Below are 24,494 nucleotides of genomic sequence, written 5' to 3'. Positions count from 1 at the left end.
GAGGGAAGCGGCGCTCAGACCGGGGGAGTGGAATTCAGCGGGGGCGGCTCGTTGAGCAGGGCCCAGAAGAAGCCGAGCTTGCCGACGGCGGAGATGAACTCCTGGAAGTCCACCGGCTTGACGACAAAGGCGTTGGCGCCGAGCTGGTAACTGGCCAGCAGGTCGCTTTCCTCGCGCGAAGAGGTAAGGACGACGACCGGAATGTGGCGCAGCTCCGGGTCGGTGCGCACGTGGCGGAGCACCTCGCGGCCGTCCACCTTGGGCATCTTGAGGTCGAGCAGGATGACCGCGGGCTGCGGGCCGGTGCGGGCGGCGTAGGCCCCGCGCCGGTGCAGGAAGTCGAGCGCTTGTTCGCCATCGTGGGTGACATGGATCTCGTTCACGAAGTGGGCATCCTGGAAGGCGGCGAGGATGAGCTCGACGTCGTTGGGGTTGTCCTCGGCGAGGAGGATGGGGCGGGGATTTTTCATGCGGCGGCGGAGGTGGAGGTGGCGGGCAGCGAGAAATAGAACGTGGCACCCTGGCCGGGCGCACCTTCGGCCCAGGTGCGGCCACCGTGGCGCAGGATGATGCGGCGCACGTTGGCGAGGCCGATGCCGGTGCCCTCGAACTCGGCCGGGCCGTGCAGGCGTTGGAAGACGCCGAAAAGCTTGTCGACATAACGCATGTCGAACCCGGCGCCGTTGTCGCGAACGAAGAACACCTGCTCGCCGGTGGCCGGGTCGCTCCGGGCCCCGACCTCGATACGCGGCGCCGGAACCTTGCCGGAGTATTTGACGGCGTTGTCGAGCAGGTTGGCCCAGACCTGCTGCAGCATGGCCTGGTCGGCGTGGACGCGCGGCAGCGGGGCGATGTGCCATTCGATGGGTCGGCCCGCCCGGTCCCAGCGGCCGTCGCGGATAATCGCGGCGAGCAAGGCGTCGTGGTCCGCGACCTCGCGCAGCTGGAGTGCCATCCGGCCCATCCGGGAAAACGACAGCAGATCGTCGATCAGCCGGCCCATCTGCCGGGCGGAGTCGGAGATGGTGGTCAGGTAGTGCCGGCCCTGGTCGTCCAGCTTTGCGGCCGAAAGCTTTTGGAGCAGGTTGGCGAAGCCGTCGACATGCCGCAGCGGGGCGCGCAGGTCGTGCGACACGGAATAGGAGAAAGCCTCCAGCTCCTTGTTGGCGGACTCGAGCAGGGCCGCCCGCTGTTTCAGGTTGGTGTTGAGCTGGCGGATCTGCGCCTCGACGAGTTTTTGCTCCGTCACGTCCCGGGCGATGGCATACATCAGCCCGTCATAGGGCACCGATCGCCAGGAAAGCAGGCGCCAGGAGCCGTCCTTGTGGCGGTAGCGGTTTTCAAACTGCAGGACCTTTTCACCGGTGGCGATCTGTCGCTCGACCTCGCGGAGCGTGGCGGGGCGGTCGTCGGGATGGACCAGGTCGATGTAGGGTTGCGCGAGGAACTCCGCCACGGTCCACCCCAGGATGTCCGTGACGGCCGGGCTGACGCGCTTGAAATAACCGTCAGGGCTCGAAATGCAGAGGAGGTCGAGCGACAGGCTGAAAAAGCGGTCCCGCTCCTCCTCGGCCTGCCTTCGCTCGGTCAGATCGCGAGTCACCTTGACGAAACCGAGCAGTTCGCCCGCGGGATTCCGCATGGCGCTGATGACAACGTTGGCCCAGAAACGCGTGCCGTCGCGGCGCATCCGCCAGCCTTCGTCTTCGAAGCGGCCCTGCGCCGCCGCCAGCCGGAGTTCAGTCTCGGGAAAACCAGAGCGGACGGCGTCCTCGGGATAAAAACAGGAGAAGTGCCGGCCGATGATTTCCCCGGCGGGGTAACCCTTGATCCGCTGGGCCCCGGAATTCCAGCTGGTGATCCGGCCGCCGGGATCGAGCATCAGAAGGGCGTAGTCGCGCACGCTGTCGATCATCAGGCGGGTGCGCATCTCGTTTTGCCGCAGTGCGTCCTCGGCCTCCTGCCGGCGCAGGAAATCGCGGCGCACGATGAACCCGGCGGCGACCACCAGCAGCGTGGCAACGAGGGAGCCGAGGCCGAAAACCATCACGGCCTGGCGCTGGCCGGCCTGCGCGGCGGCCGAGCGCGCGGCGAGCAGGCGGCGTTCCGCCGTTTCCATTTCGTTGAAACCTTTAAGGACCAGGTCCATGGTCGCCCAACCGGTGGTGTTGGGCGGGGGGTTGGTCACAGCCTCGAGCCCGACATTCCGGCGCAGCGCGATCCGCTCGCGGAAAAGATCGATGGCGCGGGCAACCAACGGGTCGAGCCGATCAAACCGCTGCAATTGCGCCGGGTTGTCGGCGATGACCTGGCGCAGACTGCGCCAGTTTTCACGCGCCACGGCTTCGTCGGCCTCATACGTTTGCAGCAGATCCTCTCTGGCGGTCAGGGCGTAACCCCGCGAGCTGGATTGCAGGACGAGCAGCTTGGTCAGCGTGACTTCCAGCCGGTAAAGCACCGCATGCGTGTGATCCACCCACCGGAAGGTCTCGGCCGAACGAGCGGCACTCCACCAGGCGGCCCCGCCGATAAATAGCATAAACCCCACGGCTGCAGCGAAACCGGCAGCAATCTTATTTTCCAATGTAAGGAGCACGTGGAATACCCTCCTTGGTCAGGGTTGGACAAAATTGGCCCGCTAAACTGTGGATTATCGTTAGAGGAGTAGCGGTGGAATTGAGGAGGCGCCCGGTTGCGGAGAGGTGAGGGGATCTGGATATTACTAGTGCAAGTTATCAGCAACCCCAAAAGCGTCTGTAAAATCAACCAAGCCATTCTCTTATCAACGAATGGCGCGCAAGGAGACCGGACTTGGATCAAAAGACCGGGACCAAAACAAACGTCCGCCGGCGCACGGGGCGCGGGCGGACGTTGGAAGCGGACCGGATTTACTTCGACTGGCGGAGGGTGATCTCGCCGTTCATGGACGACAGCTTGATGTCGACACCGCCGCCGTTGAGCGTGCCGGTCACGACCTTGCCGCCGGTGATGGTGGCGATCGGGGGGCGCGGCGCGCGGGGCGGCCGGGGGGCCATCGGCGTTGTCGGGGCGCGGGGCGCGGTCGGGTTGGCGGCGGCTTCGGCGGCCTCCTTGTCGGCCTGGGCCTCGTCCTTGTCGGCCTCCTTCTGGGCGCGCTCGGCTTCGCGCTTCATCTCGCGCGCGGCTTCCCGGGCGGCATCGGTGGCGGCGCGGATGGCGTCGCGCGAAGCTTCCATCGCGGCGCGCGCGGCCTCGCGGCCCGCCTCCGAGGCGCCGTAGGCGTAACTGTAGCCGGCGTGCCGGCTGCTCTCGGTCTTGGTCTTGAGCACGTCCTCGCTGAAATCCGTGAGGATGGATCCGTTGTGGGTGTTCATGCGGACGTTGGCCTTGGTGTCGGCGGGGACATGGAGGTTGATCTCACCGTTCATGGAGGTGATGTTGACGAGCTTCTGCGGGGCCTTGGTGTAGGTGGCGCGGACCTCGCCGTTCATGGTCTTGACCACGGTCGAGCCGCTGATGCCATCGAGCACCACGTCGCCGTTCATGCTCTCGACGACGATGTCGCCGTCGATGTCCTTCACCGAGAGGTCCCCGCCCATGTCGGTCTTGAGTTCGAGCGCCATGCTGCGGGGCACGGAGATCTTGAACTCGGCGTCGTGGCCGGCCCAGGGGCTTTCGCCGGCGAGGTTGAGGCTGACGATGTTGTCGTGCTCGGTGAGCTCGAACGTCACCTCGTCGTCAAGCCGGCGCAAACTGCCGGCTTTGGCCGGCTTGTTGTTCTTCTGGGAAAGGGTGGACGCGACGGTCACGGTGTCACCGTCGGTGCCGGTGATGCGGATGTCGGCCCAGGGCACGTCGAGCCGGAGGGTGGCCGGCTTGCCGGGGGCGGAGAGCTTGACGCTGGCGGTGGAGCCTTCGTCGTCGGCGCGGAGAGTGGCGCCGGTCAACGCGAACGCGAGGATCGCGGCGGGGATGAAACGGAGGACGGGGATGTGGGTTTTCATGTGAGAGCGGGCTTGGCGGAGGGCTTGAGGGTGGCGGAGGGGCTGTTCGCAGGTTCCGCGGGCAGGCGCAGCACGGCCAGCGCGCGGCGCGCGGCATCGCGGACGTTCTTGTCGGCGGCTTCGTCGCGGCTGAGCTGCTCGAACACGGATTGGGCGGCCAGATCGCGGGCGTTGGTGAGCAGCTCGATCATCGCGACCTGCACCAGGGGCGCCCGCTCGCGGGTGAGGGCGGAGCGCACGCCGGCGCGGACCAGCGAGTCGTCCGCGTGCGGTGCGAGCGCGTCGACCGCGGAGAGGCGGACGTTGACCGACGGATCGAAGGCGAGGGCGCCGACCAGTTCGCTGAGCACCTTCCGGTCGGGGGTCTTGAGGTCCATGGTGGCGAGCACGGTTTGCAGGCGCTCGCTCGTGGACTGTTGCTGGAGCAGGGAGTAGGTGACGAGCTGACCCATCGAGTCCATCTGGGCCTTCAGCGAGGCGATTTCCTTTTTGGCCGAATCGTCGGCCGGCGCGACCACGACGGGTTTGGCGAGATAGTGCTGTCCGGCGAGCAGGCCGACGACAAGCAGGGCCATGGCGAAGGCGAACTGGAGGGCCGGCTGCGCGGGCAGCAGCGCGGCAAAGAAGCGGTCGATGCGGCCGCGGGCGAGAGCGAAGGGGCTCGGGGCGTCGGCCTCGCGCTGGTGCGTCTCCAGCATGGCGTAGAAATTCTCCCGCAGGCGCGGGCTGGGTTCCGCCGCGGGCAGGGCGTCGAGCTTGCGCGTCATCTCCTGGAGGGCGGCCCACTCGCGCTGGCAGGTGGGGCAGCTGGCCAGGTGGGCGCGGAGCTGGGCGGATTCGTCGGCCGGCAGCGAGCCGTCCTGGTAATCGATGAAGCTATCCTGGACGCGTGAGCAGTTCATGGTGGATCCCCGGTGGTGTAATGAGGGGCGGTCAGGCCGCCTTTTCCTTTCTGATTTTGAAATAGACTTCGCGCAGCTCCTTGAGCGCGCGGTGGGCGCGGACCTTCACGGCCCCGACGGAGCAATCGAGCAGCCTGGCGATCTCCTTGTGCTCCAGATGCTGGAGGCGCGACAGCACGAGCACCTCGCGATGCTCGAGCGGCAGGCGGGCGAGGGCCGTGCGGAGCAGCACGACATCCTCGGCGGTGGCGGCCTGCTCGGAGGGCTGGGGCTCGGGCGCGGGTTGCTCGTGCAGGACGGCGGGGTCGGTGGGCGTCGGGGTTGAGGCGTGTTTGCGGAAGTGGTCGGCGGCGACCTTGCGCGCGAGGTGGTAGATCCAGGCGGAGAACTTGCCCTCGTCGCGGTAGGTGTGCCGATATTTCAGGATGCGGTAGAAAACAATCTGCACCAGGTCCTCGCCGACCGACGGCTGGTTGGTCAGGCGCACGAAGAAACCGTAAAGCGGCTTGTGGTAGCGCTCAAACAGGTCGCCCAGCCGGCGGATTTCACCCGCGCGGACGGCAATCATGAGTTCATGGTCGGACGTGGTTTCCACGGCGACGGGCAGGCTAGCGGCGACGGGCCGGGAGGGAACTCGGAACTGGGTGACGGCGGCGAGCATCATGGGAAGTGGTCATACGGGTGTGCGGCGGGTAATACCGCCCGGGGATGGAAAGGTTACAGTTTTCCACAAAAGGGCTGGTCCGGCCCGCCCGGGGCGCTAGCCTTAAGTCATGAATCGCCGCGATTTCCTGCTCAAATCCGGGGTCGCCGCCTCGCTGGGCCTGCTCGCGAGGGGCCCACTGTCCGCTCAGACGCCTGCGCCCGCCGCCCCGGCGGCTTCCGTTCCCGTCCGGCCGCCGCCGCCGGTGACCGAGTTCAAGGCGTTGCGGCGCAACGTCGGCTATTTCACCGGTCGCGGCGGCAGCATCGGGTGGCTCGTCAGTCCCGCCGCCGTCGTGGCGGTGGACACGCAGTTTCCTGACACGGCGGCGATCTTTCTTCGTGATCTGCACGGCCGTGATGGCCGGACCCTCGATGCCGTCATCAACACACACCACCACGGCGACCACACCGGGGGCAACGGGGTGTTCCGGCCGGTGACGAAAACGATCGTGGCCCACGCCAACGTGCCGGAGCTGATGCGGGCCGCGGCGGCGCGCAGCCCGAAGCCGCCGGCCGAGGCGGAACTGGCGCCCATGATTCCCGACGCCACGTTTCCCGACGCGTGGCGGCACGACTTCGGCGACGAGACGATCAGCGCGCGGTATTTCGGCCCGGCCCACACCAAGGGCGACATCGTCACGCTGTTCGAGCGCGCGAACGTCGTGCACCTGGGCGACCTGCTCTTCAACCGCATCTATCCCGTCGTCGACCGGCCGGCCGGCGCGAGCTTCCGGGGCTGGCACACCCGCTTGGAGGAGATCGTGAAAAACTATCCCGCCGACGCGATCTACGTCTGCGGGCACGGGCACGCGAAATTCGGCGTGACCGGCGGCCACGCGGACATCCTGGTTTTCCGGGATTACATCGCGGCGTTGCTGGCCCACGTGGAAACGGAAATCAAGGCCGGCAAACCAAGGGCGGAGATCGTGAAACTCGATAATTTTCCCGGGTTCCCCGACCTGCACGTGCCACCCGGTCCCGGCAACCGGCTCGGCGGCAACCTGGGCGCGGCCTATGACGAGCTGACGGGGGCGTGAAGTGGCGCCCCGCGCTCGGCCGGCTTGCATATCGATCATTGTCCGCCTTCGCCAAGGCGACGGCGGACAATTTCCTTTCCGCTTCGGAAAGGAAATTGGTGGAGGTGAGGGGAGTTGAACCCCTGTGCCCCGGGCCTTCACGCGCCGCATCTACCTATATAGCGTCTTGTAGAGTCTCATCCCCCGGGCACCAAGCCGCGAGCGCTCCGGGGAACCAGCCGTGGTTTGAAGATACCGCGGCGACGTCACGACGGCCGTCACCGTTATTCCTGCTGTCGACGTTCCTATCCCCTAGCAGGTGTCAGGGTAGCAACGTGGCTGCAATTTTTAGGCAGCCAGGGGCATTTCTTCGAATGTGCCGTTTGTTTGTTTTGAAGAGGGATTAACGAGAGACCTTCACTCTCGACAGGCAGCTGCGCGCTCCAACCTAGGGTCGAATCCAGAACACCCCCAAAGGGAGAAAGTGATGAATTGACCGGATGTGTTGAGCACACCGTCAAAGAACGTGGGAGCGGGAACGTGCCACATCGCGCCGCGAAAGCAAGCCGGGTGAATTCCGCCGCGCGGGGGCGTTTAATCCCAAAGAGTTAAAACGACCGGGAGGGCCTCGCACCCGTTGACGGTGGCGGCCGGCGAGAGTTTACTGCCGGCAACCCAACTGCGCGGCCCGTTTCGCCGCCACCCCGCCATGTCCTCCGTCGCCGAACCCCCGTCCCAGAAAAAACCGGCCGATGACGGCAAGTCCGTCATCGACATGTCGAAGATGAACGAGGGCCAGCGCGCCGCCCTCCAGGTCACCGAGGCGGCCCGCGAGTCGCACGACGACATCAGTTTTGTCGCCAATCTTTTCATGGGGCGCTGGAAGCCGGAGAAGCTCCACCCGCTGACCGACATCGACGCGGACGAGAAGCCCCGGGCGGACAAATTCCTGGCCGAACTCGCGGCGTTCCTGCGCGAGAAGGTCGACGCCGACCTGATCGACCGCACCGGGGAGATTCCCGAGGAAGTGCAGGCCGGGTTCCGCCGGCTCGGCGCCTACGGCATCAAGGTCCCGCAGCAATACGGCGGACTGGGTTTCTCCCAGACGACCTACTGCCGGGCCTGCCTGCTCATGGCCAGCCACTGCGGGAACACCTTCGCCCATCTTTCGGTGCACCAGTCCATCGGCGTGGCCCAGCCCATCCTGCTTTTCGGCACCGAGGAACAGAAGAAGAAATGGCTGCCGCGCTCCGCCGCCGGCGAGCTGTCAGCCTTCGCGCTCACGGAGAAGGGGGTCGGTTCCGATCCCGCGCGCCTGACGACCGAGGCAAAGCCCGAGGGGGACGACTTCATCATCAACGGCGAGAAGCTCTGGTGCTCGAACGGCACCCGCGCCGGGCTGCTCATCGTCGCCTGCAAGACGCCGTCGAAGCTGGTCGACAGCAAGCCGCGGACGCAGATCACCACCTTTGTGGTCGAGGCCAGGACCCCCGGCATCGAGGTGGTGCACCGCAGCCAGTTCATGGGCTTGCACGCGCTCTACAACGGCGTGATCCGCTTCACCAACGTTCGCGTGCCCAAGGCCAACGTCGTCGGCGGCGAGGGCCGCGGCCTCAAGGTCGCGCTGAGCACGCTCAATTCCGGACGCCTTTCCATTCCCGCCTCGTCGATCGGCGTCGCCAAGCGCGCGGTGCAGATCGCCCGGGAGTGGGGCCGGGAGCGCATCCAGTGGGGCGTGCCCATCGGCCAGCACGCCGCCGTGGCGGAGAAAATCCGCCGGATCGCCGCGCATGCGTTTGCGATGGAGGCCATGCTCATCACCACCTCGCGCCTGGTGGACCGCGACAAGAAGGCCGACATCCGCCTGGAGGCCTCGATGTGCAAGATGTGGGGCACGGAGAAGGCCTGGATGTGCCTCGACGAGCTGATGCAGCTGCGGGGCGGGCGGGGCTACGAAAACGTGGAGTCGCTGAAGGCCCGCGGCGAGAAGCCTTATCCCGTCGAGCGCATGATGCGCGACAACCGCGTCTCGATGATCTTCGAGGGCTCCTCCGAGATCATGCGGCTTTTCATCATGCGCGAGGCGCTCGATCCGCACCTCAAGATCGCCGGCGTCGCCCTCAATTCCGAGCGCCCGTGGGGCGAGCGGATCAAGAGCGCGTTCGCCGCGGCCGGCTTCTATGTCTGGTGGTATCCGAAGCAATGGCTGCCCTTCGGCGGCGGCGCGCCGGCCGGCATGCACCCGCGGCTGGCCGGGCACCTGGACGAGGTGGCCGGCCTCAGCCGCAAGCTGGCGCGCACGCTCTTCCACCAGATGGTGAAGTTCGGCCCGAAGCTGGAGAAGCGCCAGGTGCTGCTCGGCCGCATCGCCGACATCGGCACGGATCTCTTCGCCATCGCGGCGACCTGCATCTTTGCCCAGAAGCAAATCACGGACGGCCAGGCGGCCGACAAGGTGCTCATGCTGGTCGATGACTTCCAAGCCCAGGCGAAGCTGCGCATCGACCAGAACTTCCTGGGCATCGGCCGGAACGCCGACCAGCACGGCTACGATTTGGCCCAGCAGGTGATCAACGGTGACCACCAGTGGGTGGAGAAGGGCATCGTCTAAACCGTAGGAGCCTGCTTGCAGGCGATCCAGAGTGTGGCGGTCGGCGGGAACAACGAATCGCCTGCAAGCAGGCTCCGACAAAATGCCGCCAGAGATCAAATCTGTCGGTAACTCGCGACCACCGGCAAGTCGGCGGGCGCGAGGTCATAGTCCTTCAGCTGGTCCGGCGTGACCCAGGCCAGGGCGACATGCTCGTGCGGGTGGGGGGCGGGCGAGCCCGGCGCGAGCACGCAGACAAACGGGATCATCTCGATGACCACGCGGGTGTAGTCATAAGGGAAGCGCGGCAGGGCGCGGGTGATGACAATTTCGCAACCGAGCTCCTCGCGGATCTCGCGCACGATGGCGGTGGCCGGATCCTCGCCCGGCTCGACCTTGCCGCCGGCGAATTCCCACTTGAGCGGCAGGTGCTTGTCCACCGGGCGCTGCGCCAGGAGCAGGCGCCCCTCGCGCTCGATCACGGCGCAGACGACGGGAATGGGGCGGGAGGCGGACACGTGTGATGCTTGAACAAGGAGTTGCGGGTTGGTGCAACTTTTCTCCGCGTGTCGTGTTTTTGGGGTATGAAAACTTTCCTCAAAGTCCTCCTCCTGGCGGTCCTCCTGATCATCGCCATCAAGTTCAGCCCTGTGATCTTTCTCGGGGCCATCGTCGGCCTGATCCTGGCCGTTGTGCTCGGGGCGGTCGGCATCTCCCTCATCGCGGCGCTGTTCGCGGTCGTGCTCGCCCTGGCCGTCGCGCTCTCGCCCATCTGGATCCCCGTCCTGGTCGTGCTGGGTTTGATCAGCCTCTTCCGCAAGAGCGAGCGCACCCCGCCGGTGGTCACCGCCTGAGATTGTTTTCAAGCCAACCCCAAGCGGCGTCCGTCCGGGCGTCGCTTTTTTGCGTCCGGCCACTTGCCATGGCGGAGCCCCGCTGCCTCACTCGGCGGATGTCCCAGCCGGCCGGCGCCTCCCATTCTTTTGTTTCCCGCATCAGTCTCGTGGGCCGCAGTTCCGGCCTGGTGAAAAACCTCTCCGGGTTCCGCAAGCAGCACCACACGGTGCCGGATGCGGTCAACGCGGCGACCACGGCGTTTCTCGGCAAGCTGTGCGTGGCCGAGCTGGCGGCGGAGGCCGAGCGCTTTTTCCAGCGGAGCAAGGCGGCGTTTGCCTACAAGCGCACCGACCTCGCCCTCGAAGTAACCAGCCCGGCGGCGGTGCTGACCGCCCGGGACTTCACTTTCGAACTGGCCTACGCGCTCGAGCCGGCCGATCCGGCAGGCTACGGGGTGGTCCGCACCCTGCACAGCCTGAGTGACGGCGAACTCGTGGCGCGCCCGGCGTTCAACGAGCTGTTCGTCACGATGTTCACGGGGATGGTCTTCGCCCTGGCGAAGGGCGTGAAGGTCGAGGCGGTGATTGATGCGGTCGAAGCGCGCGGCGGCGCGGACGGCCTCGCGGTCAGCTACCCGTCGGACTGCCGGCAATGCGTGCTGCAGGTGGATGGGGTGGCCGCGGAAGTGATCTGCGACGGGGCAACCCTGGAGATGCGTTTTCCGAGACCGGGTTCGCCGGCGGAACTGGTGGAAGCGTTCGCGGCCGTGCGGTCGGCGTTTGCCCTGAGCAAGAGCCGCGTGCTGGCGGAGTTGCTGTGAATTTGATGCAGGGGTGGTGCTTGACGCCGCCCGCGGGCGCCGACGAGCGGCGCCCCTACAAAAGAAAGGCGGCCCGCAGGGGCCGCCGAGAGAACGAGCAGGATTATTAGGAGAACGAGAACGATTATTTTATCAGGTCGGCCACAAAGGCGCGCTCCTCGGCGAGCTCCTTGTTGGTCGCGGCGATCTTGGACTTCGCGAAGTCGTCCATGGCGTAGCTGGTGATGACCTCGTAGCTACCGGGCGTCGTGGTGCGCACGGGCATGCCGGCCCAGACGTTGGCGTCGAAGCCGTAGCGGCCCTCGCTCTTCACGGCGATCGAGTGGATCGCACCGGGCGTGACCAGCGAGCGGACGTGGTCGACGAGGGCGTTGGCGGCGGAGGCGGCGGACGAGAGGCCGCGGGCCGCGATGATGGCGGCGCCGCGCTTGCCGACGGTCTCGCAGAAGGGCCCCTGCAGCCAGGCGCGGTCCGTGATGACGGAAGTGGCCGGCTGGCCGTTGATGGTCGCGTGGGCGAACGCCGGGAACATGGTCGGGCTGTGGTTGCCGTAGATGAAGATGTCCTTCACCGCGGTGAGGTCGACGCCGGCCTTCCTGGCCAGCTGGGTCTGCGCGCGGTTCTGGTCGAGGCGCACCATCGCGGTGAAACGCTCGGCCGGGAGGCGCTTGGCCTGTGAGGCGGCGATCATGCAGTTCGTGTTGGCCGGATTGCCGACGACGGCGACGCGCGCATCGGCCGCGGCGACGGCGTCGATGATCTTGCCCTGCTCGATGAAGATCCTGCCGTTGTCCTTGAGCAGGTCGGCGCGTTCCATGCCGGGCCCGCGTGGTTTGGCGCCGATGAGCAGGCACCAGTTGGCGTCCTTGAAGCCGACGGCAGCATCGGAGGTCTGGACGATGCCCTTGAGCAGCGGGAAGGCGCAGTCGTCGAGTTCCATGGCGACGCCCTCGAGTGCCTTAAGGGCCTTCTCGATCGGAGCCTCGATCAGCTGCAGGATGACGGGTTGATCGGGGCCGAACATGGCGCCGGACGCGATGCGGAAAAGGAGCGAGTAACCGATCTGGCCGGCGGCACCGGTGACTGCAACACGGATGGGGGTTTTCATAGAAGCGGGCAGGTTAAGCCGGCCGGCGGCGCGAATCCACGTGAATTTTTCTTCAGGCCGGGAAATCAGGCGCGGTTCTGGCCGCTATCACTTGAAGCGGGGGGCGAGGGCGGTGTGGATTTCGCGCACCAAGGCCTCCGTCGTCGGCCAGTCGATGCAGGCATCGGTGATCGAGACGCCATAACGCAGCCGGTCCTTGGGTTGGGGGAAGGCCTGGTTGCCGGCGCCGAGATTGCTCTCGATCATGGCGCCCATGATCGAGCTGCTGCCCGCGGCGATCTGGCCGAGCAGTTCGCGCATGACCTCGGGCTGGCGCTCGGGCTGTTTGGCGGAGTTGTCGTGCGAGCAGTCGACGAGGATGGACTTCATCAGGCCGGCCTTCGCGAGCAGCTGCTCGGTCTGGGCGATGTGCGCGGGCGAGTAGTTGGGGCCGGTGCCGCCACCGCGGAGGACGACGTGGCAGTCGGGATTGCCGCGGGTGACGATGGCGGAGGCCGAGCCGTCGAGGTTGATCCCGAGGAAGGTGTGGGGCTGGGCTGCGGCCTTGATGGCGTTGATCGCGGTGGCGATGGAGCCGTCGGTGCCGTTCTTGAAGCCGAGCGGCATGGAAAGGCCGGAGGCCATCTGCCGGTGCGTCTGCGATTCCGCCGTGCGGGCGCCGATGGCGGACCAGCAGATCAGGTCGGCGATGTATTGCGGCGTGATGGGGTCGAGCAGCTCGGTCGCCGTGGGCAGGCCGAGGTCGAGCACGTCGCGCAGAAAGGTGCGGGCGAGCCGCAGGCCGGTGGCGATGTCATGCGAGCCGTCGAGATGCGGGTCCATCACGAGCCCTTTCCAGCCGACCGTTGTGCGCGGTTTCTCGAAATAGACGCGCATGACGATCAACACGCGGTTGTTCACCTCGCGGGCCAGCGCGGCGAGCCGGCGCGCGTAATCGCGGCCCGCGGCCAGGTCGTGGATGGAGCACGGGCCGATGACCAGCAGGAAGCGCCGGTCGTCGGTGAAGATCACCCGGTGGATGTCGCGGCGGGTGCGGGTGACGAATTCGGCCTGGGCCTCGGTCTTGGGCAATTCCGCGAGCAGCGCGGCGGGCGAGGGCAGGGCGCGGGTCTCGACGACATTGATGTCGGAAGTCTTCTGCATGAAGGGCCAGCTTGGGGCGGCCGGGCGGCGAGGATCAAGTCCTTGCTGTGTGCTACGAACTTAGGCAAAGAAAAGGCCGGTCGCCTACCCCTAAGCGACCGGCCATTGCTTTCTTAGTTACCCCAAAACTCCCCGCTAGGCGGGGAGAAGTGTTAGTTGACTGACATACTTCTACCTCGTTCCATGCGTTCGTCAACCAGAAGATCATAAGTTTCTTAAATTCTGTGTCAATATACTCAAAACCAGATACTTAAGTAATACAAAAATATGATTTCCTCTACGGCAACCCTCTTCGGATATCACCCCGAAACCCGGCTAAGAGTCACGGGGGAGGACGCCTTTGGTTTTCTCCAGGGGCAATTCACCAATGACTTGCGACAACCGCCGGGCCGCGCGACCTACGGGCTCTGGCTTAACCAGAAGGGAAAAATTCTGGCCGACAGCCACGTGCTGAGAATGGGCGAAAAGGAATTCCTCATGACCAGCGCGCATTCACCGGTGGCGGTCATTCGGCAGCGGCTTGAGGACTATATCGTCGCGGACGATGTGGTGCTGACCGACGAAACAGCCACCGCGCAAGGGCTGTTACTCAGCGGACCAGGGAGCGCGACAATCGTCCGACATCTGCTGGGTGAAGTGCCCGCGCCGGGTCGCTTTGGGCGCCAGGGTGAGATCCTGGTCTATGGCGGGCAGCGGTTGCCGCGGGAGAGTTTCGAGCTGCTCGGACCGGAAAGGGTCATCACGGAAATTCGCCGGCAGTTCGTGGCGCAGGGCGCGATTGAAGCGGCCGCCGCTGAAATCGAATTTGCCCGGATCTCGGCGGGGATTCCCTCTGTGCCGACGGACTTGGGGCCGGGCGATCTGCCGAACGAGGGCGGCCTGGAGGACTCGGCGCTGTCCTACACGAAGGGTTGCTACCTCGGGCAGGAAGTCATGGCCCGGTTGAAAAACCTGGGACAGGTGCGGCGCCGGCTGCACGTCGTGCGCGGACGCGGGGCGGCGCCGGCCTCGCTGGCGGCACTTTTCCAAAGAGAGAAGAAAGCGGGCGAGCTCCGCTCGGTCGCCAGTCGCGGCGAGGAGTTTGTCGCGTTGGCCATGCTCTCGCTGATCAATTTCAATCCAGACGCCGGGCTCAGCTTCGTTCCGGGCGGCCCCACCGTCGTTACGGCCGATCGCCATGGATGAGCTCGCCCAGCTGACCAAGCTCTGCCGCGGGCTCGGCGCCACCGTTGAGCAAGCCGACGCCATGGCGCGGCAGTTGATCAAGCGCGCCGATCAAATCGTCGCCGAGCGCGGACAGACACGGGAGGCGGCGATGGCTTATCTGCTGCGATTGGTGGTGCAGGGCCGCAGCGGGGAGGTGCCGCCGGAATTCCAACCGCCCGTCCCGGAAACTCAGAACAAGCCCGACAGTTCCGCGAAATAGGCGTCCACCCAGCGGTGGGCGCCGAAGAAATAGATCAGGGCGGCCACGCCCAGCATGGGGCCGAAAGGCACGTGCACGCCAAAGCCCAGTTCCGCCGGCTGCCCCTCGGGGGTTTCCGCGGGCGGCGCGACCGGAGAAGCGCGGCCGGTGGCCTTTTGCCAGAGCATCGCGGCGACAAACCAGGCGCAGCCGAGCATCGCGCCGCCGAACATGCCGAACAGCGCGCCCTTCCAGCCCACGAACGTGCCGAGCGCGCCCAGGAATTTCACGTCACCGAAGCCCATCGCTTCTTTTTTCAAAATCGCTTCGGCCCAGAGTGCGATCCACAGCACCACCGCCGAACCCACGCACAGGCCAAGCAGGGCGTCCCGGCCGGACCGCAGGCTGGCGACGGCGAAGAAGTCGTGGCTCTGGCCGTGCAGCGAGGGCAGCAGCAGCGAGAGCAACACGCCCGTCGCGGCGCCCCAGACCGTAAAGACATCCGGGATGATCATGTGGTCGAGATCGATGAACAGGGCACAGATCACGATGGCGCACAGCACGGCGCCGGCGACCGCCTTGCCAGCCGGGAACAGCAGCCAGCACGCGAGGAAGAGCAGGGCGGTCAGCAACTCGATCGCGGGGTAGCGGAAACTGAAGGGCCGGCCGCAGCATCGCGCCCGGCCGCGCAGCAGGAGCCAGCTCAGCACCGGGATGTTGTCATGCCAGGCGATGGGTTTGCCGCAGCCGCAGTGCGACGGCGGGGAGATCACGGACTCGTTCTGCGGGATGCGATAAATGCAGACATTGAGAAAACTGCCCACGCAGGCGCCGACGACGGCGATGAACAACGGGTAGAGCCAGGGGAAGAGCTTGGCGGCTTCTTGGTAGACTTCCATGTTCAGGCCGGGTTGAGCGCGGCCCGGGCTGCGGCCTGCATGACCGGCACGGGCACGGTCCCGCCGGTCCAGATCTCGAGGGAGCGGGCGCCTTGGTGGATCAGCATCGAAAGGCCGTTGGCGTGGGGGAGGCCCAGTTCGGCGGCCTGACGCAGCAGGGTGGTTTGAGGCGGGCGGTAAATCATGTCGTAGACCCGGGCGGGAGCGGGGATTTTTTTCAAGTCGAGGGGCGGAGCATCGGTGGGGGCGAGTCCGAGCGAGGTGGCGTTGATCACCGTGGCGCCCGCGGGCAGGCCGGGCGGCGGATTGGCCAGGGTGAAGCCGCGCACGACCGATTCGCCCGCGAACATCTGGAGGTTGAGCAGCAGCGCGTCCAGGGTCGCCGCGGTGCGGTTGCCAATCCAGAGCGACGCACAACGGGCCCGCAGGCACTCAACCGCGGCGCCCCGCGCCGCCCCGCCGGCCCCGAGCAGGATGATGTGGGCGCCGGCCAGCTCGGCGCGCAGGTCCTCCCGCAGGGCGGTGGTGAGGCCGTAGCCGTCGGTGTTGGCCCCGCGCCAGCCGGATTCGGAGTAGGTGAGCGTGTTGGCCGCCCCCGCGGCCCGGACAAAGGCGTCACTGGTGACCAGGTGCTCCACCGCGAGCGACTTGTGCGGCACGGTCAGGTTGAGGCCATGGAACCGGTTCTTATGGAAAAGGGAGAGGGCGCGCGGAAGTTCCGCCGGGGCGATGTCGAACTTGAAGTAATGCCAGTCCGCATACTTGGGCTGCGCCTGCGCGAGCTCGGCCAGGGCGGCATTGTGGATCGCCGGACTGAGCGAGTGCGCGACCGGCCGGCCGATGACGGCCAGAGCCGTGCCGGGAAAGGACCAGGCTTCCAGGTCGGCCAGGGTATGGATGGATTCGGCAACGGCGCTCATCAAGCGGCCGGAGCAAAGCCCGTTTCCCCGCGGAGAACGAGCCCGATTTTAAACCGGAGGACGACGGGCACGAACCCCGACAGAGCGAACTGATCTCACCCGGCAGGCGCGAAGCGCCCGGGCTTTTTAAACCGGCCGCCTTTACGGCTGCGCGTGCCGCTCGTGGGTCGACTCGAACTCGGCGACAAACTCGGCGAACAGCCGCGCGCGCTCCGGTTCGCTCGCGGCGGTGTAGTGGTTGACGAGATTGCGGCAGCAGCGGCACAGCACCTCGCGCACCGGGGTCGGGGCCAGGTCGGAGACGGAAGCGTGGACGCTGCCCGAGCGAAGCAACGCGAAGACCTCGCCGGCGTTCAGGAAGACCCCGGCGTTGAACGGGTCGATGAAGAACGGCACGTGTTCCTCGTAGCAACCGACCATGAAGTGACCGGGCAGGCCGACCGCCGAGAGGTTCAGCCCCGCGCGCTCCGCCACCAGCAGGTAGACGATGGAAAGTGAGATCGGGATGCCCTTGCGGCGGACCAGGACCTGGTCGAGGTAGCTGTTGAGCGGGTCGGTGTAATGGTCGGTGTTGCCGCGCAGGCCGTATTCGTGGAACAGGACGCGGTTCAGCACGCGGCATTTCTCGCGGGCGGTGGCGGGTTCGGCGATCAGCTGCCGGCAGCGGGCGGCCATCGCGTCCAGCTGCGTGCAGCAGGCGCCGATGTCGACGTCGGGATTGACGGTGCGACTGAGCAGCAGCGCCCCCGTCTCCAGTTCGTAGTTGAGTGAGCGGATGAAACCGCGGAACTCCGTGACCGGGTCGGAGAAATTCAGCTCGCGCAGATAGGAGGCGGCATGCAGGGCCAGCACGCGGTTGGACTGGCTGGTGAAGGAACGGAGCAGATCGACGCTTTCGCGGCCGTGCCGGGCGAACTGCGCGAGGAGGGCGGCGCGCACCGCGGGGGAGGGATCATCCAGCAGCGCCTCCAGGGCTTTTCGCTGCGCGGCCGTGAATTTTTTCGCTTCCACGGAAGAGCAGCCAAGTTGCTTCCGGCCGCAGCGCAACGAGGAAAGTTTTCACGGGCCGTAAGATTTTGCTGGTGTCGCGGGAACTAATCGCGCGGCCCGTAAAGGGCGGAACCGATCCGCACCAGCGTGCTGCCCTCGGCGAGGGCGGCATCAAGGTCGCCGCTCATGCCCATGGACAGTTCCCGCAGCGGGACGCCGGAGCGGGCGGCCAGCTGGTCGCGGATCGTCCGGAGATGGGCGAAGGTGCGGCGCGCCACGGCGGGATCATCGGAGAGCGGCGCGATGGTCATCAGGCCTTCGACCTGCAGGTGCGCCTTGGTCAGGGCGAGTTCGAGCAGGCGGGGGGCGTCCGCGGGCTCGGCCCCGAACTTGGCCGGATCGTTGCCGGCGTTGATCTGCAGCAGGACGGGCAGCTTGCGGCCGAGTTCGCCGGCGGCGCGATCGAGGACGTTCAGGAGCTTTTCGCTGTCGACGCTCTGGATGCGGCCGAAATGTTCGACGGCCAGCTTCGCCTTGTTGGACTGCAAGTGGCCGATGAGCTCCCAGCGCACGGCGGCGGCGGTTTGGGTGCGCTTTTCCGCGGCTTCCTGCACGCGATTTTCCCCGACCGCGGCCAGACCGTAGCGCGCGGCGTAATCCGCGGCGGCGGCGGGATGGGTCTTGGTCACGGGTAAAAGAGTCACTTCCCGGGGGTTGCGACCCGCCGCCCGGCATTGCTCCCCTATTCGATGGAGCAGGGCATCGGCGCGCATTCGGAAAGTTTCGTAATCGATAAACATCTAGGACAGCAGCTTTTAGGGTGGATTGCAGATAAGCATTGTTTATGCTGAACCCAATCCTAAAGGCCGCATGCAAATCGAAAACTTCAAAATCTTCGCCGATCTGGTCGAAACCAAGAGTTTCTCCAAGGCCGCGAAGTTGAACGGCATCACGCAGTCGGCGGTCAGCCAGCAGGCCCGGTCCATGGAACGGAATTTCAAGACGCTGATGATCGACCGGAGCCAGAAGCAGTTCAACCTGACCCGCGAGGGGCAGCGGATTTACGAGGCGGCCAAGGAAATCCTGCACGTCTATGAGAAGCTGGAGAGCGAGCTGCAGGAGATGAAAAAGGTCATCAGCGGCACCATCCGGATCTCGACCATCTATTCCATCGGCCTGCACGAGCTGCCGCCCTACATCAAAAAATTCCTGCACGACTACCCCTCGGTCAACGTGCGGGTCGAATACCGCCGCTCCAACCTGGTCTACGAGGATATCCTGCATAACTCGGTCGATTTCGGCCTCGTCGCCTTCCCGCAGCGCATCCGGCAGATCGAGAACATTCCCTTCCGCAATGACACCCTGGTGCTGATCACCCACCCCCAGCATCCGCTGGCGCAGGTCGGCGACGTGGACATCAAGGCGCTGGCCGGCCACAAGTTCATCGGCTTCGATCCCGACATCCCGACCCGCAAGGCCGTCGACCAGATTTTCCGCGACTACAAGCTCGAGATCACGCCGGTAATGGAATTCGACAACATCGAGACGGTGAAGCGCGCCGTCGAGATCGACCACGGTGTCGCCATTGTCCCGCATGCGACCGTCGTGCAGGAAGTGAAGCAGGGCACGCTCACCGCGATCAGCTTCAAGGGGAAGGAGTTCACCCGGCCGCTCGCCATCCTGCACCGCAAGGGCCGGGTGCTGACCCCGGCGATGAAGAAGTTCATCGAGATCCTCAACGTCGAGCCGACCGGCGAATAAAGCGCCCCCGAAGCCGCTTTTTCCGGGAACAAGACCGGAGCTGGTGTCTCCCACGACCACGCGCATGACTTCTCTCCGCCTCGCCTCCGTTCTCGTCGTTGTCGCCGCACTGGTCGGCGGAGCGGTGCTCCTCCAGAAAAACCGCCGCGGTCCGGCGCCCGCACAGATCGCCACGACGGCGCTGCCGGCCCCGGCCTGGAAGCTCAAGGATCTGGACGGCCACGAGGTCAGCTCCGACCAGTTCAAGGGCAAGGTGGTCGTGCTGGATTTCTGGGCGACCTGGTGCGGGCCGTGCGTCGAGGAGATTCCCGGCTACATCGCCCTGCAGAAGAAATACGCCGCCGCCGGCCTGGTTGTCGTGGGGGTGTCGATGGATCGCGCCGGTCCGGTCCGCGTGAAGCAGTTCGTGCAGGCCAACGGCATGAACTACCCGATCGTCATGGGCGAGGATGCCACGGTGGAGGCGTTCGGGAACTTCTCCGCCATCCCCACCACCTTTCTCATCAGCCGCGAGGGCCGCATCCTGAACCAGAAGACCGGGGCGGTGCCGCCCGAGGAATACGAAAAGCTGGTCAAGTGGGCGCTGAATTGAGCGCGGACCAGCCTGACCAGGCCGACGCCCAGCGGGCACGGTAGGCGGAAATCACCAGGGATTCCGTGTGCGCGGATACCGCTCTGCGCTCAGGCCGCCAGCCGGTCGGGCTTGGCCGGTTCCTCGCGCGATTTCTGTCCAGCCGGCCGCAGAGGCGGTTCCGGGGAGGGATGCACGGTCGAACCCGCCGACTCGGGCTCAGTGGCCACGAGCAGCGAGAGCAGCGTGATGACGATAATGGCAGAAATCATTGCTTGGTGAGGCCGGCGCTGGGTCAGAGCACAGGCGGCTGAAATTGTTCCGTTGCTTCTCTTAACGCAACGCAGCGGGGCTTTGTTGCGGGAATCCGCGGTCTTCGCGGCGTGGTCAGCGCCCCGAATGGCGGAGAAGAGAGGCAGATTCCGCTCCAGCGCAAGCTGCGCGTGCAAAAAACAGCCTGTAGCAATGTGCGGCGGCCGCAGGATTAGAAAGGCTATCGGATTATTGGCTGATCGACTCAGGCGGCCCAAAGACCCGGACGGCAAATTGCACGAACCGGGCCCGGGCCGCGGCCTGATCGTTGTCGCGGCAAATGCCACGGGTCAGATCTTTCATCCGGGGCAGGGTTGCGAGGGCGTGCAGCATGGCGCCGACCACGAAACTGAGCCGCCAGAGAAAATCCTCCGGGCTCAGCGTCGGGGCATGGCGGCGCAGCGCCTGCCCGAAGCGGGACATCACCGGCTGGAATTCCTCGGCGAGGAATTTCGTCATGAAAGGCAGGGGCTCGACCAGGCTGCGCCCAATGAGCCGCGCCGCGTGCCGACCGCCGTGGTCGGTATCCGCATATAATTCGAACAGGGGGCGAGCCATGATATCCACGAGCGTGTCCAGCGGCACCGGGGCCTCGCCTGCCTGCAGCTCGGCCTCGGTGAGGTTCCGGAGCCGGGACTGATTGATGGGTTGAAGGCGGCGCCGGATAATCTCCAGATACAAGCTCTCTTTGTCACCATGGTGATAATTGACCGCGGCGAGATTAACCTTCGCGAGCTGAGTTATCTGCCGCAAGGTTGTCCCATCGTAGCCATTCTCTGCAAATAACGACTCCGCTGCGATTAATACACGATCGAGCGTTTCGTTTGGCCGGGCATCACTCATGATATACGATAGTATTAAACGATCGTATTAATTCAGGTCAATCTTTCCTGAACCCAACCTGGCCCTTAGACATCGGCCCAAACCAGGTAGTGGGTCAGTTTGGTTTCTTCGGTGTTGTAGGTCGGGGCTTATCCCCGACCGAGCGCGTGGAATGTCAGCATAATGCCCGACCTGCATCAAACTGACGCACTACCCCAAACCGGCAGCAGTTGCGTCCGGAACCAACCCCCTAAGTTCGTTTCAAACGCCCACCCTATGAAGACAAAATTATTCCTGACTGCTTTTCTTGGTTTGGTCGCGGCCGGTGCCGCCTCGGCCGCGAGTGCGGACAAACCGGCCGCGCCGATTGAAGTGACTTTCATCGCGCCGGAAAAATTCACCGACGTGAAGGATGATGCGATGGGCACCGATCGCGGTCGCGACGCAGTGCTCGGCGAGTTGAAAGAGCACCTCGTGACGCAGGCGGCCAAATATATGGTGCCGGGCCAGCAGCTGGAGATCAAGGTGACCGATGTCGATCTCGCGGGCGATTTCGAACCGTGGCGGGGCCCGAATTTCAATGATATCCGCATCGTGAAGGATATTTATCCGCCGCGGGTCGACCTGGAGTTCCGCCTGCTTGGGGCCGACGGCAAGGTCGTGAGCGAAGGCAAGCGCCAGCTGCGGAACCCGGATTATCTGCTGACCGTGGCGCGGCCCACCGCGGACCGCCTGCGCTATGAAAAGGAAATGCTCAGCGACTGGCTGCGGCAGGAATTCAAGCGGGCCTCCTGAGCGTTGGATCGGGCGATGATTTTACGGGCGCCGGCATCGCCGGCGCCTTTTCTTTTGACCGGGCCGGGCGGGTGCCGGCACTCTGGCCGGGTGAAAGACGCGGTGCCACCCCCGGAGGACGCCCCTTTGCCCGAGGCGCAGGGAGTCTACTCGAAGTTCGAGACCGAACTGCAGGTGCGGCCCGACGACATCGACATGTATCAGCACGTCCACAGCAGCCGCTACATGGATTACGTGCTCGCGGCCCGGTTCGACCAGATGGAGCGTTGCTACCGGATGCCCATGGCTGAATTCCAGCGGCGCGGTTACGGGTGGTTCATGGCCGCGACCCAGATGAACTTCAAACGCCCGCTCGGACTCGGCGACCGCGTCATCGTCCGCACCTGGATCGAGCGGTTCACCCTCATCGGGGTGAAGGTGCAGTTCCAGATCGAGCGCGCGGCGGACAAAAAACTCAGCTGTGACGGCTGGTTCGACTACGTCATGGTTTCCATGGAAACGGCCCGGGCTGTGCGCCTGCCGGAGGATATCCGCGCCAAATACGCGATTTGAGACCCGGCGACCGCCCCGGCCAACCCGCTATCAGCCGGCGAGTTGCCCGCGGCGTTTAAAAAATACCCTTGCATTGTGGCCGCGGCTGAGGCTCTTTACCACCCTCGTTAGAGACAGCGTTTTGATGACAGGATCTGGTGAGTCGTAGGCTGAGCATACGCTTAAGTGATGATTTCGAAACCCACAGTGGGAACGGACTGGCAGATGGCGAAGGATCTACGATTTATCATATGAGCAATTCCAAACTATACGTTGGAAACCTGTCGTTCAACACCACCGAGGGCGAACTCCGTTCGCACTTCGAGCAATTCGGTTCCGTCACCGACACCTATGTCGCCATGGACAAGATGACCGGCCGCCCCCGCGGTTTCGCGTTCGTCACCATGGGCACCCCCGATGAGGCCAAGATGGCCATCGAGAAGACCAATGGTGTCGAGCTCGGCGGTCGCGCCCTGCAGGTCAATGAGGCCCGTCCGAAGGAAGAGCGCCCGGGTGGCGGCTTCGGCGGCGGCGGCGGTCGCGGCGGCTTCGGTGGCGGCGGCGGCGGTCGTGGTGGCTACGGCGGCGGTCGCGGTGGTCGCAGCGGCGGCGGTGGCGGCTACGGCGGTGGTGGCGGCGGTCGCTACTAATCCCCCGTTCGCACCCGCGAACAAACTTTCAAGGCGGAGCCCTTTGCGGCTCCGCCTTTTTCTTTTCCTATTTCCATCCAGAGCCGTGCGCCCAGCATCGCCGCGCATGACTCCCTCCGTTGCAGCCGTCAAAACCCACCTGGCCCGGCTCTCGGCCTGCGCGCTCTGTCCGCAGATGCAGAAACCCGTCGTCGTCGGCCGGCCGGTCGCGAGCCGGATCCTGCTGGTCGGCCAGGCCCCGGGAGACAAGGAGCCGAAACTCGGCCGCCCCTTTGCGTGGACTGCCGGCAAGACGCTCTTCAAGTGGTTCAATGAGGCGCCCGGCTGGACCGAGGACGAGGTGCGCGAGCGCATTTATTTCGCCGCCGTCTGCCGCTGTTTCCCGGGCAAGAAGGAAACCGGCGGCGACCGCGTGCCCGCCGAGGACGAGATTGCGAACTGCTCGCGCTGGCTCGCGGCCGAAGTGGCGCTGCTGCAGCCGCAGCTCGTGTTGCCGGTGGGCAAGCTGGCGATCACCCAATTCCTGCCGCCGGCCCCGTTGAATGATCTCATCGGGAAAAAACTCGCGATCGCCTACCGCGGCCACGCCATGGACTGCATCCCGCTGCCCCATCCCTCGGGGGCGTCGCCCTGGCACCGGATGGAGCCGGGCAAGACGCTGCTGCGCCAGGCCCTCGCGCTCGTGGCGGCCCATCCCGCAGTCCGGGCGGCCGGCTAGTTGACCTTGTTCCACACCGGCTCGCCGCGCACGGCGGCACGGGCGATTTTCGCGGAACTGGTGCGCATCTCGATCATACCCTCGGGGCTGCAGAACGCCGCGTGGCAGGTGACGATCAGGTTGGGCGTCGCGGCTTCCTCCGCCGTTTGCAGCGGCTCGTGCTCGACGACATCAAGCCCGGCGCCGGCGAGGCGGCCCGCGCGCAGCGCGGCGAAGAGCGGCGCCTTTTGCACGATGTCGCCGCGCGCGGTGTTCACGAGATACGACGCCGGCTTCAGCAGGGCGATCTCCCGGGCGCCGATCATGCCGTGGGTTTCCTTGGTCAGCGGGCAGTGGACCGACACCACGTCGGAAGACCGCAGCAACTCGTCGAGCGATTCCGCGCGCTCAATGCCCAGGGCCTTGCGCGTGCCGCGGGGCAGGTAAGGGTCGAAGAAGACGACGCGAAAACCCAGGGCCTTGGCCCGCAGCGCCGTGGCGGTCCCGATCGCGCCGAGGCCGATGAGCCCGAAGGTCAGCGTGCGCAGCCGGCGCATCTTCGCGGCCACGTTGATTTTCCAGCCCAGCCGCTTGGCCTCGGCGTCCAGCGGAAAAAGCTGCCGGCACAGCGCCAGGGTCAGCGCGATGGCATGGTCGGCCACCTCCTCGGTGCCGTAATCGGGCACATTGCAGACCGGGATGCCGCGGGCGGCCGCGGCCGCCGTGTCCACGCTGTCGTAGCCCACGCCGTTGCGGATGAGCGCCCGGCAGTTCTTGAGTTGGGCGACGACCGCCGCGTCGATGGGAATGTTGTGCCAGAGCAGCAGCACGTCCGCCGCCAGCGCCGCCGCCGGCAGCGGTTCGTGGAAATCCAACGCGATGGTCCGCACCTCGGCGGTGCCGTCGAGCACCCCGCGTTCCACGGCGGCGGGGTCGCTGAAGGTGAATTCCTTGGGGCAGAGGATGACAACGAGGGGCTGGGCCATGGCAAAAAGCAGCTAATCGCCGGCCCGGCACCCCCGCAAGCCGGGGCTCGC

The 24,494-nt window shown here is 65.7% G+C and carries 27 protein-coding genes and 1 other RNA gene; 12 read left to right on the top strand and 16 right to left on the bottom strand.

The annotated features are described in order from the left end of the window. Window positions 1–14: 14 nt before the first annotated feature. From BLU29_RS06800 to BLU29_RS06780, 5 genes are all read right to left on the bottom strand, one after another. A complete protein-coding gene (locus BLU29_RS06800; protein ID WP_091056162.1) occupies window positions 15–470 on the bottom strand; it encodes a response regulator in 456 nt (151 codons plus the stop codon). Further along, window positions 467–2,539: a PAS domain S-box protein gene (locus BLU29_RS06795; protein WP_091056160.1), complete on the bottom strand. Its 2,073-nt coding sequence runs from the start codon at window positions 2,537–2,539 to the stop codon at window positions 467–469. The genes BLU29_RS06800 and BLU29_RS06795 overlap by 4 nt, the downstream gene beginning before the upstream one ends. Before the next feature lie 349 nt (window positions 2,540–2,888). Continuing rightward, a complete protein-coding gene (locus tag BLU29_RS06790; RefSeq protein WP_091056158.1) occupies window positions 2,889–3,983 on the bottom strand; it encodes a DUF4097 family beta strand repeat-containing protein in 1,095 nt (364 codons plus the stop codon). After that, the gene (locus tag BLU29_RS06785; protein ID WP_091056156.1) at window positions 3,980–4,885 is read right to left on the bottom strand and encodes a zf-HC2 domain-containing protein; all 906 of its coding nucleotides are present in this window, start codon (window positions 4,883–4,885) and stop codon (window positions 3,980–3,982) included. Before BLU29_RS06785 ends, BLU29_RS06790 begins: the two co-directional genes overlap by 4 nt. Before the next feature lie 31 nt (window positions 4,886–4,916). Next, window positions 4,917–5,549, bottom strand: coding sequence for an RNA polymerase sigma factor (locus BLU29_RS06780; RefSeq protein WP_091056155.1), 633 nt, complete (start codon window positions 5,547–5,549; stop codon window positions 4,917–4,919). Window positions 5,550–5,658: 109 nt separating this feature from the next. Here BLU29_RS06780 and BLU29_RS06775 point away from each other — a divergent pair, with 109 nt between their 5' ends. Beyond that, window positions 5,659–6,627: an MBL fold metallo-hydrolase gene (locus BLU29_RS06775; protein ID WP_091056153.1), complete on the top strand. Its 969-nt coding sequence runs from the start codon at window positions 5,659–5,661 to the stop codon at window positions 6,625–6,627. Window positions 6,628–6,723: 96 nt separating this feature from the next. On the opposite strand, the gene ssrA is transcribed toward BLU29_RS06775, so the two are convergent. Beyond that, window positions 6,724–7,079, bottom strand: a transfer-messenger RNA (tmRNA) gene (ssrA, locus tag BLU29_RS06770). A gap of 236 nt (window positions 7,080–7,315) precedes the next feature. Between ssrA and BLU29_RS06765 the strand changes: the two genes are divergently transcribed. Beyond that, the gene (locus BLU29_RS06765) at window positions 7,316–9,217 is read left to right on the top strand and encodes an acyl-CoA dehydrogenase family protein (RefSeq protein ID WP_091056151.1); all 1,902 of its coding nucleotides are present in this window, start codon (window positions 7,316–7,318) and stop codon (window positions 9,215–9,217) included. Between the two features lie 95 nt (window positions 9,218–9,312). Here the strand turns inward: BLU29_RS06765 and BLU29_RS06760 are convergent, their stop codons facing one another. Continuing rightward, entirely contained in the window at window positions 9,313–9,714 is a 402-nt protein-coding gene (locus tag BLU29_RS06760) for a (deoxy)nucleoside triphosphate pyrophosphohydrolase (RefSeq protein WP_091056149.1), read from the bottom strand. Window positions 9,715–9,780: 66 nt separating this feature from the next. On the opposite strand from BLU29_RS06760, the gene BLU29_RS06755 reads away from it, so the two are divergent. Together BLU29_RS06755 and BLU29_RS06750 are read left to right on the top strand one after the other, a co-directional pair. Next, window positions 9,781–10,050, top strand: coding sequence for a hypothetical protein (locus tag BLU29_RS06755; protein WP_091056148.1), 270 nt, complete (start codon window positions 9,781–9,783; stop codon window positions 10,048–10,050). Window positions 10,051–10,148: 98 nt separating this feature from the next. Then, on the top strand, window positions 10,149–10,853 hold the full coding sequence (locus BLU29_RS06750; protein WP_091056146.1) for a hypothetical protein: 705 nt from the start codon (window positions 10,149–10,151) through the stop codon (window positions 10,851–10,853). Window positions 10,854–10,977: 124 nt separating this feature from the next. Here BLU29_RS06750 and BLU29_RS06745 read toward each other — a convergent pair whose 3' ends face one another. After that, window positions 10,978–11,961, bottom strand: a complete 984-nt coding sequence (locus BLU29_RS06745) for a malate dehydrogenase (RefSeq protein ID WP_091056145.1) — start codon at window positions 11,959–11,961, stop codon at window positions 10,978–10,980. 87 nt (window positions 11,962–12,048) lie between these two features. After that, window positions 12,049–13,104, bottom strand: a complete 1,056-nt coding sequence (locus BLU29_RS06740; RefSeq protein WP_091056143.1) for a 3-deoxy-7-phosphoheptulonate synthase — start codon at window positions 13,102–13,104, stop codon at window positions 12,049–12,051. 267 nt (window positions 13,105–13,371) lie between these two features. On the opposite strand from BLU29_RS06740, the gene BLU29_RS06735 reads away from it, so the two are divergent. Beyond that, on the top strand, window positions 13,372–14,289 hold the full coding sequence (locus BLU29_RS06735; protein ID WP_091056142.1) for a hypothetical protein: 918 nt from the start codon (window positions 13,372–13,374) through the stop codon (window positions 14,287–14,289). After that, complete coding sequence (locus BLU29_RS06730; protein WP_091056140.1) at window positions 14,282–14,530, top strand: hypothetical protein; 249 nt, start codon at window positions 14,282–14,284, stop codon at window positions 14,528–14,530. Before BLU29_RS06735 ends, BLU29_RS06730 begins: the two co-directional genes overlap by 8 nt. Here BLU29_RS06730 and BLU29_RS06725 read toward each other — a convergent pair. The 4 genes from BLU29_RS06725 to BLU29_RS06710 all read right to left on the bottom strand — a co-directional run bounded on the left by BLU29_RS06725 (window position 14,500) and on the right by BLU29_RS06710 (window position 18,091). Then, window positions 14,500–15,408 carry an A24 family peptidase gene (locus BLU29_RS06725; RefSeq protein ID WP_091056139.1) on the bottom strand — a complete coding sequence of 303 codons (909 nt, stop codon included), beginning with the start codon at window positions 15,406–15,408 and terminating at the stop codon, window positions 14,500–14,502. The two genes, BLU29_RS06730 and BLU29_RS06725, sit on opposite strands and share 31 nt — an antisense overlap. Before the next feature lie 2 nt (window positions 15,409–15,410). Next, on the bottom strand, window positions 15,411–16,328 hold the full coding sequence (locus BLU29_RS06720) for a shikimate dehydrogenase (RefSeq protein WP_091056137.1): 918 nt from the start codon (window positions 16,326–16,328) through the stop codon (window positions 15,411–15,413). Window positions 16,329–16,469: 141 nt separating this feature from the next. Beyond that, on the bottom strand, window positions 16,470–17,339 hold the full coding sequence (locus tag BLU29_RS06715) for a transglutaminase-like domain-containing protein (RefSeq protein WP_157693690.1): 870 nt from the start codon (window positions 17,337–17,339) through the stop codon (window positions 16,470–16,472). Window positions 17,340–17,422: 83 nt separating this feature from the next. Further along, window positions 17,423–18,091 (bottom strand): YggS family pyridoxal phosphate-dependent enzyme, encoded by a 669-nt coding sequence (locus tag BLU29_RS06710; protein WP_231962341.1) that lies wholly within the window; start codon window positions 18,089–18,091, stop codon window positions 17,423–17,425. 97 nt (window positions 18,092–18,188) lie between these two features. Here BLU29_RS06710 and BLU29_RS06705 point away from each other — a divergent pair, with 97 nt between their 5' ends. Together BLU29_RS06705 and BLU29_RS06700 are read left to right on the top strand one after the other, a co-directional pair. Beyond that, window positions 18,189–19,079, top strand: coding sequence for a LysR family transcriptional regulator (locus BLU29_RS06705; RefSeq protein WP_091056131.1), 891 nt, complete (start codon window positions 18,189–18,191; stop codon window positions 19,077–19,079). Window positions 19,080–19,143: 64 nt separating this feature from the next. Further along, a complete protein-coding gene (locus tag BLU29_RS06700; RefSeq protein WP_091056130.1) occupies window positions 19,144–19,671 on the top strand; it encodes a TlpA disulfide reductase family protein in 528 nt (175 codons plus the stop codon). Between the two features lie 89 nt (window positions 19,672–19,760). On the opposite strand, the gene BLU29_RS17935 is transcribed toward BLU29_RS06700, so the two are convergent. Continuing rightward, window positions 19,761–19,922 (bottom strand): hypothetical protein, encoded by a 162-nt coding sequence (locus BLU29_RS17935; protein WP_157693689.1) that lies wholly within the window; start codon window positions 19,920–19,922, stop codon window positions 19,761–19,763. A gap of 229 nt (window positions 19,923–20,151) precedes the next feature. Beyond that, window positions 20,152–20,805: a TetR/AcrR family transcriptional regulator gene (locus BLU29_RS06695; RefSeq protein ID WP_091056128.1), complete on the bottom strand. Its 654-nt coding sequence runs from the start codon at window positions 20,803–20,805 to the stop codon at window positions 20,152–20,154. Between the two features lie 162 nt (window positions 20,806–20,967). Here BLU29_RS06695 and BLU29_RS06690 point away from each other — a divergent pair, with 162 nt between their 5' ends. From BLU29_RS06690 to BLU29_RS06675, 4 genes are all read left to right on the top strand, one after another. After that, window positions 20,968–21,579 (top strand): DUF3016 domain-containing protein, encoded by a 612-nt coding sequence (locus tag BLU29_RS06690; RefSeq protein WP_091056127.1) that lies wholly within the window; start codon window positions 20,968–20,970, stop codon window positions 21,577–21,579. Between the two features lie 90 nt (window positions 21,580–21,669). Then, the gene (locus BLU29_RS06685; RefSeq protein ID WP_197677777.1) at window positions 21,670–22,131 is read left to right on the top strand and encodes an acyl-CoA thioesterase; all 462 of its coding nucleotides are present in this window, start codon (window positions 21,670–21,672) and stop codon (window positions 22,129–22,131) included. Between the two features lie 230 nt (window positions 22,132–22,361). Next, complete coding sequence (locus BLU29_RS06680) at window positions 22,362–22,760, top strand: RNA-binding protein (RefSeq protein ID WP_091056124.1); 399 nt, start codon at window positions 22,362–22,364, stop codon at window positions 22,758–22,760. Window positions 22,761–22,866: 106 nt separating this feature from the next. Further along, window positions 22,867–23,478, top strand: a complete 612-nt coding sequence (locus BLU29_RS06675) for a uracil-DNA glycosylase family protein (protein ID WP_091056122.1) — start codon at window positions 22,867–22,869, stop codon at window positions 23,476–23,478. On the opposite strand, the gene BLU29_RS06670 is transcribed toward BLU29_RS06675, so the two are convergent. After that, window positions 23,475–24,443: a C-terminal binding protein gene (locus tag BLU29_RS06670; protein WP_091056120.1), complete on the bottom strand. Its 969-nt coding sequence runs from the start codon at window positions 24,441–24,443 to the stop codon at window positions 23,475–23,477. The genes BLU29_RS06675 and BLU29_RS06670 overlap by 4 nt on opposite strands. Window positions 24,444–24,494: the final 51 nt, after the last annotated feature.

It is taken from the genome of Opitutus sp. GAS368, from assembly GCF_900104925.1.
Taxonomy (GTDB): Bacteria; Verrucomicrobiota; Verrucomicrobiia; order Opitutales; family Opitutaceae; genus Lacunisphaera.
The sequence above is the reverse complement of the archived record's forward strand: the minus strand, read 5'-3'. Positions and strand labels throughout refer to the sequence as shown.

What these genes read in the sequence shown, in the direction of transcription:
- BLU29_RS06800 (WP_091056162.1), bottom strand. Translation starts at nt 470, where the DNA reads ATGAAAAATCCCCGCCCCATCCTCCTCGCCGAGGACAACCCCAACGAC.
- BLU29_RS06795 (WP_091056160.1), bottom strand. Translation starts at nt 2,539, where the DNA reads ATGCTATTTATCGGCGGGGCCGCCTGGTGGAGTGCCGCTCGTTCGGCC.
- BLU29_RS06790 (WP_091056158.1), bottom strand. Translation starts at nt 3,983, where the DNA reads ATGAAAACCCACATCCCCGTCCTCCGTTTCATCCCCGCCGCGATCCTC.
- BLU29_RS06785 (WP_091056156.1), bottom strand. Translation starts at nt 4,885, where the DNA reads ATGAACTGCTCACGCGTCCAGGATAGCTTCATCGATTACCAGGACGGC.
- BLU29_RS06780 (WP_091056155.1), bottom strand. Translation starts at nt 5,549, where the DNA reads ATGATGCTCGCCGCCGTCACCCAGTTCCGAGTTCCCTCCCGGCCCGTC.
- BLU29_RS06775 (WP_091056153.1), top strand. Translation starts at nt 5,659, where the DNA reads ATGAATCGCCGCGATTTCCTGCTCAAATCCGGGGTCGCCGCCTCGCTG.
- BLU29_RS06765 (WP_091056151.1), top strand. Translation starts at nt 7,316, where the DNA reads ATGTCCTCCGTCGCCGAACCCCCGTCCCAGAAAAAACCGGCCGATGAC.
- BLU29_RS06755 (WP_091056148.1), top strand. Translation starts at nt 9,781, where the DNA reads ATGAAAACTTTCCTCAAAGTCCTCCTCCTGGCGGTCCTCCTGATCATC.
- BLU29_RS06750 (WP_091056146.1), top strand. Translation starts at nt 10,149, where the DNA reads ATGTCCCAGCCGGCCGGCGCCTCCCATTCTTTTGTTTCCCGCATCAGT.
- BLU29_RS06745 (WP_091056145.1), bottom strand. Translation starts at nt 11,961, where the DNA reads ATGAAAACCCCCATCCGTGTTGCAGTCACCGGTGCCGCCGGCCAGATC.
- BLU29_RS06740 (WP_091056143.1), bottom strand. Translation starts at nt 13,104, where the DNA reads ATGCAGAAGACTTCCGACATCAATGTCGTCGAGACCCGCGCCCTGCCC.
- BLU29_RS06735 (WP_091056142.1), top strand. Translation starts at nt 13,372, where the DNA reads ATGATTTCCTCTACGGCAACCCTCTTCGGATATCACCCCGAAACCCGG.
- BLU29_RS06730 (WP_091056140.1), top strand. Translation starts at nt 14,282, where the DNA reads ATGGATGAGCTCGCCCAGCTGACCAAGCTCTGCCGCGGGCTCGGCGCC.
- BLU29_RS06725 (WP_091056139.1), bottom strand. Translation starts at nt 15,408, where the DNA reads ATGGAAGTCTACCAAGAAGCCGCCAAGCTCTTCCCCTGGCTCTACCCG.
- BLU29_RS06720 (WP_091056137.1), bottom strand. Translation starts at nt 16,328, where the DNA reads ATGAGCGCCGTTGCCGAATCCATCCATACCCTGGCCGACCTGGAAGCC.
- BLU29_RS06710 (WP_231962341.1), bottom strand. Translation starts at nt 18,091, where the DNA reads ATGCGCGCCGATGCCCTGCTCCATCGAATAGGGGAGCAATGCCGGGCG.
- BLU29_RS06705 (WP_091056131.1), top strand. Translation starts at nt 18,189, where the DNA reads ATGCAAATCGAAAACTTCAAAATCTTCGCCGATCTGGTCGAAACCAAG.
- BLU29_RS06700 (WP_091056130.1), top strand. Translation starts at nt 19,144, where the DNA reads ATGACTTCTCTCCGCCTCGCCTCCGTTCTCGTCGTTGTCGCCGCACTG.
- BLU29_RS17935 (WP_157693689.1), bottom strand. Translation starts at nt 19,922, where the DNA reads ATGATTTCTGCCATTATCGTCATCACGCTGCTCTCGCTGCTCGTGGCC.
- BLU29_RS06695 (WP_091056128.1), bottom strand. Translation starts at nt 20,805, where the DNA reads ATGAGTGATGCCCGGCCAAACGAAACGCTCGATCGTGTATTAATCGCA.
- BLU29_RS06690 (WP_091056127.1), top strand. Translation starts at nt 20,968, where the DNA reads ATGCCCGACCTGCATCAAACTGACGCACTACCCCAAACCGGCAGCAGT.
- BLU29_RS06680 (WP_091056124.1), top strand. Translation starts at nt 22,362, where the DNA reads ATGAGCAATTCCAAACTATACGTTGGAAACCTGTCGTTCAACACCACC.
- BLU29_RS06675 (WP_091056122.1), top strand. Translation starts at nt 22,867, where the DNA reads ATGACTCCCTCCGTTGCAGCCGTCAAAACCCACCTGGCCCGGCTCTCG.
- BLU29_RS06670 (WP_091056120.1), bottom strand. Translation starts at nt 24,443, where the DNA reads ATGGCCCAGCCCCTCGTTGTCATCCTCTGCCCCAAGGAATTCACCTTC.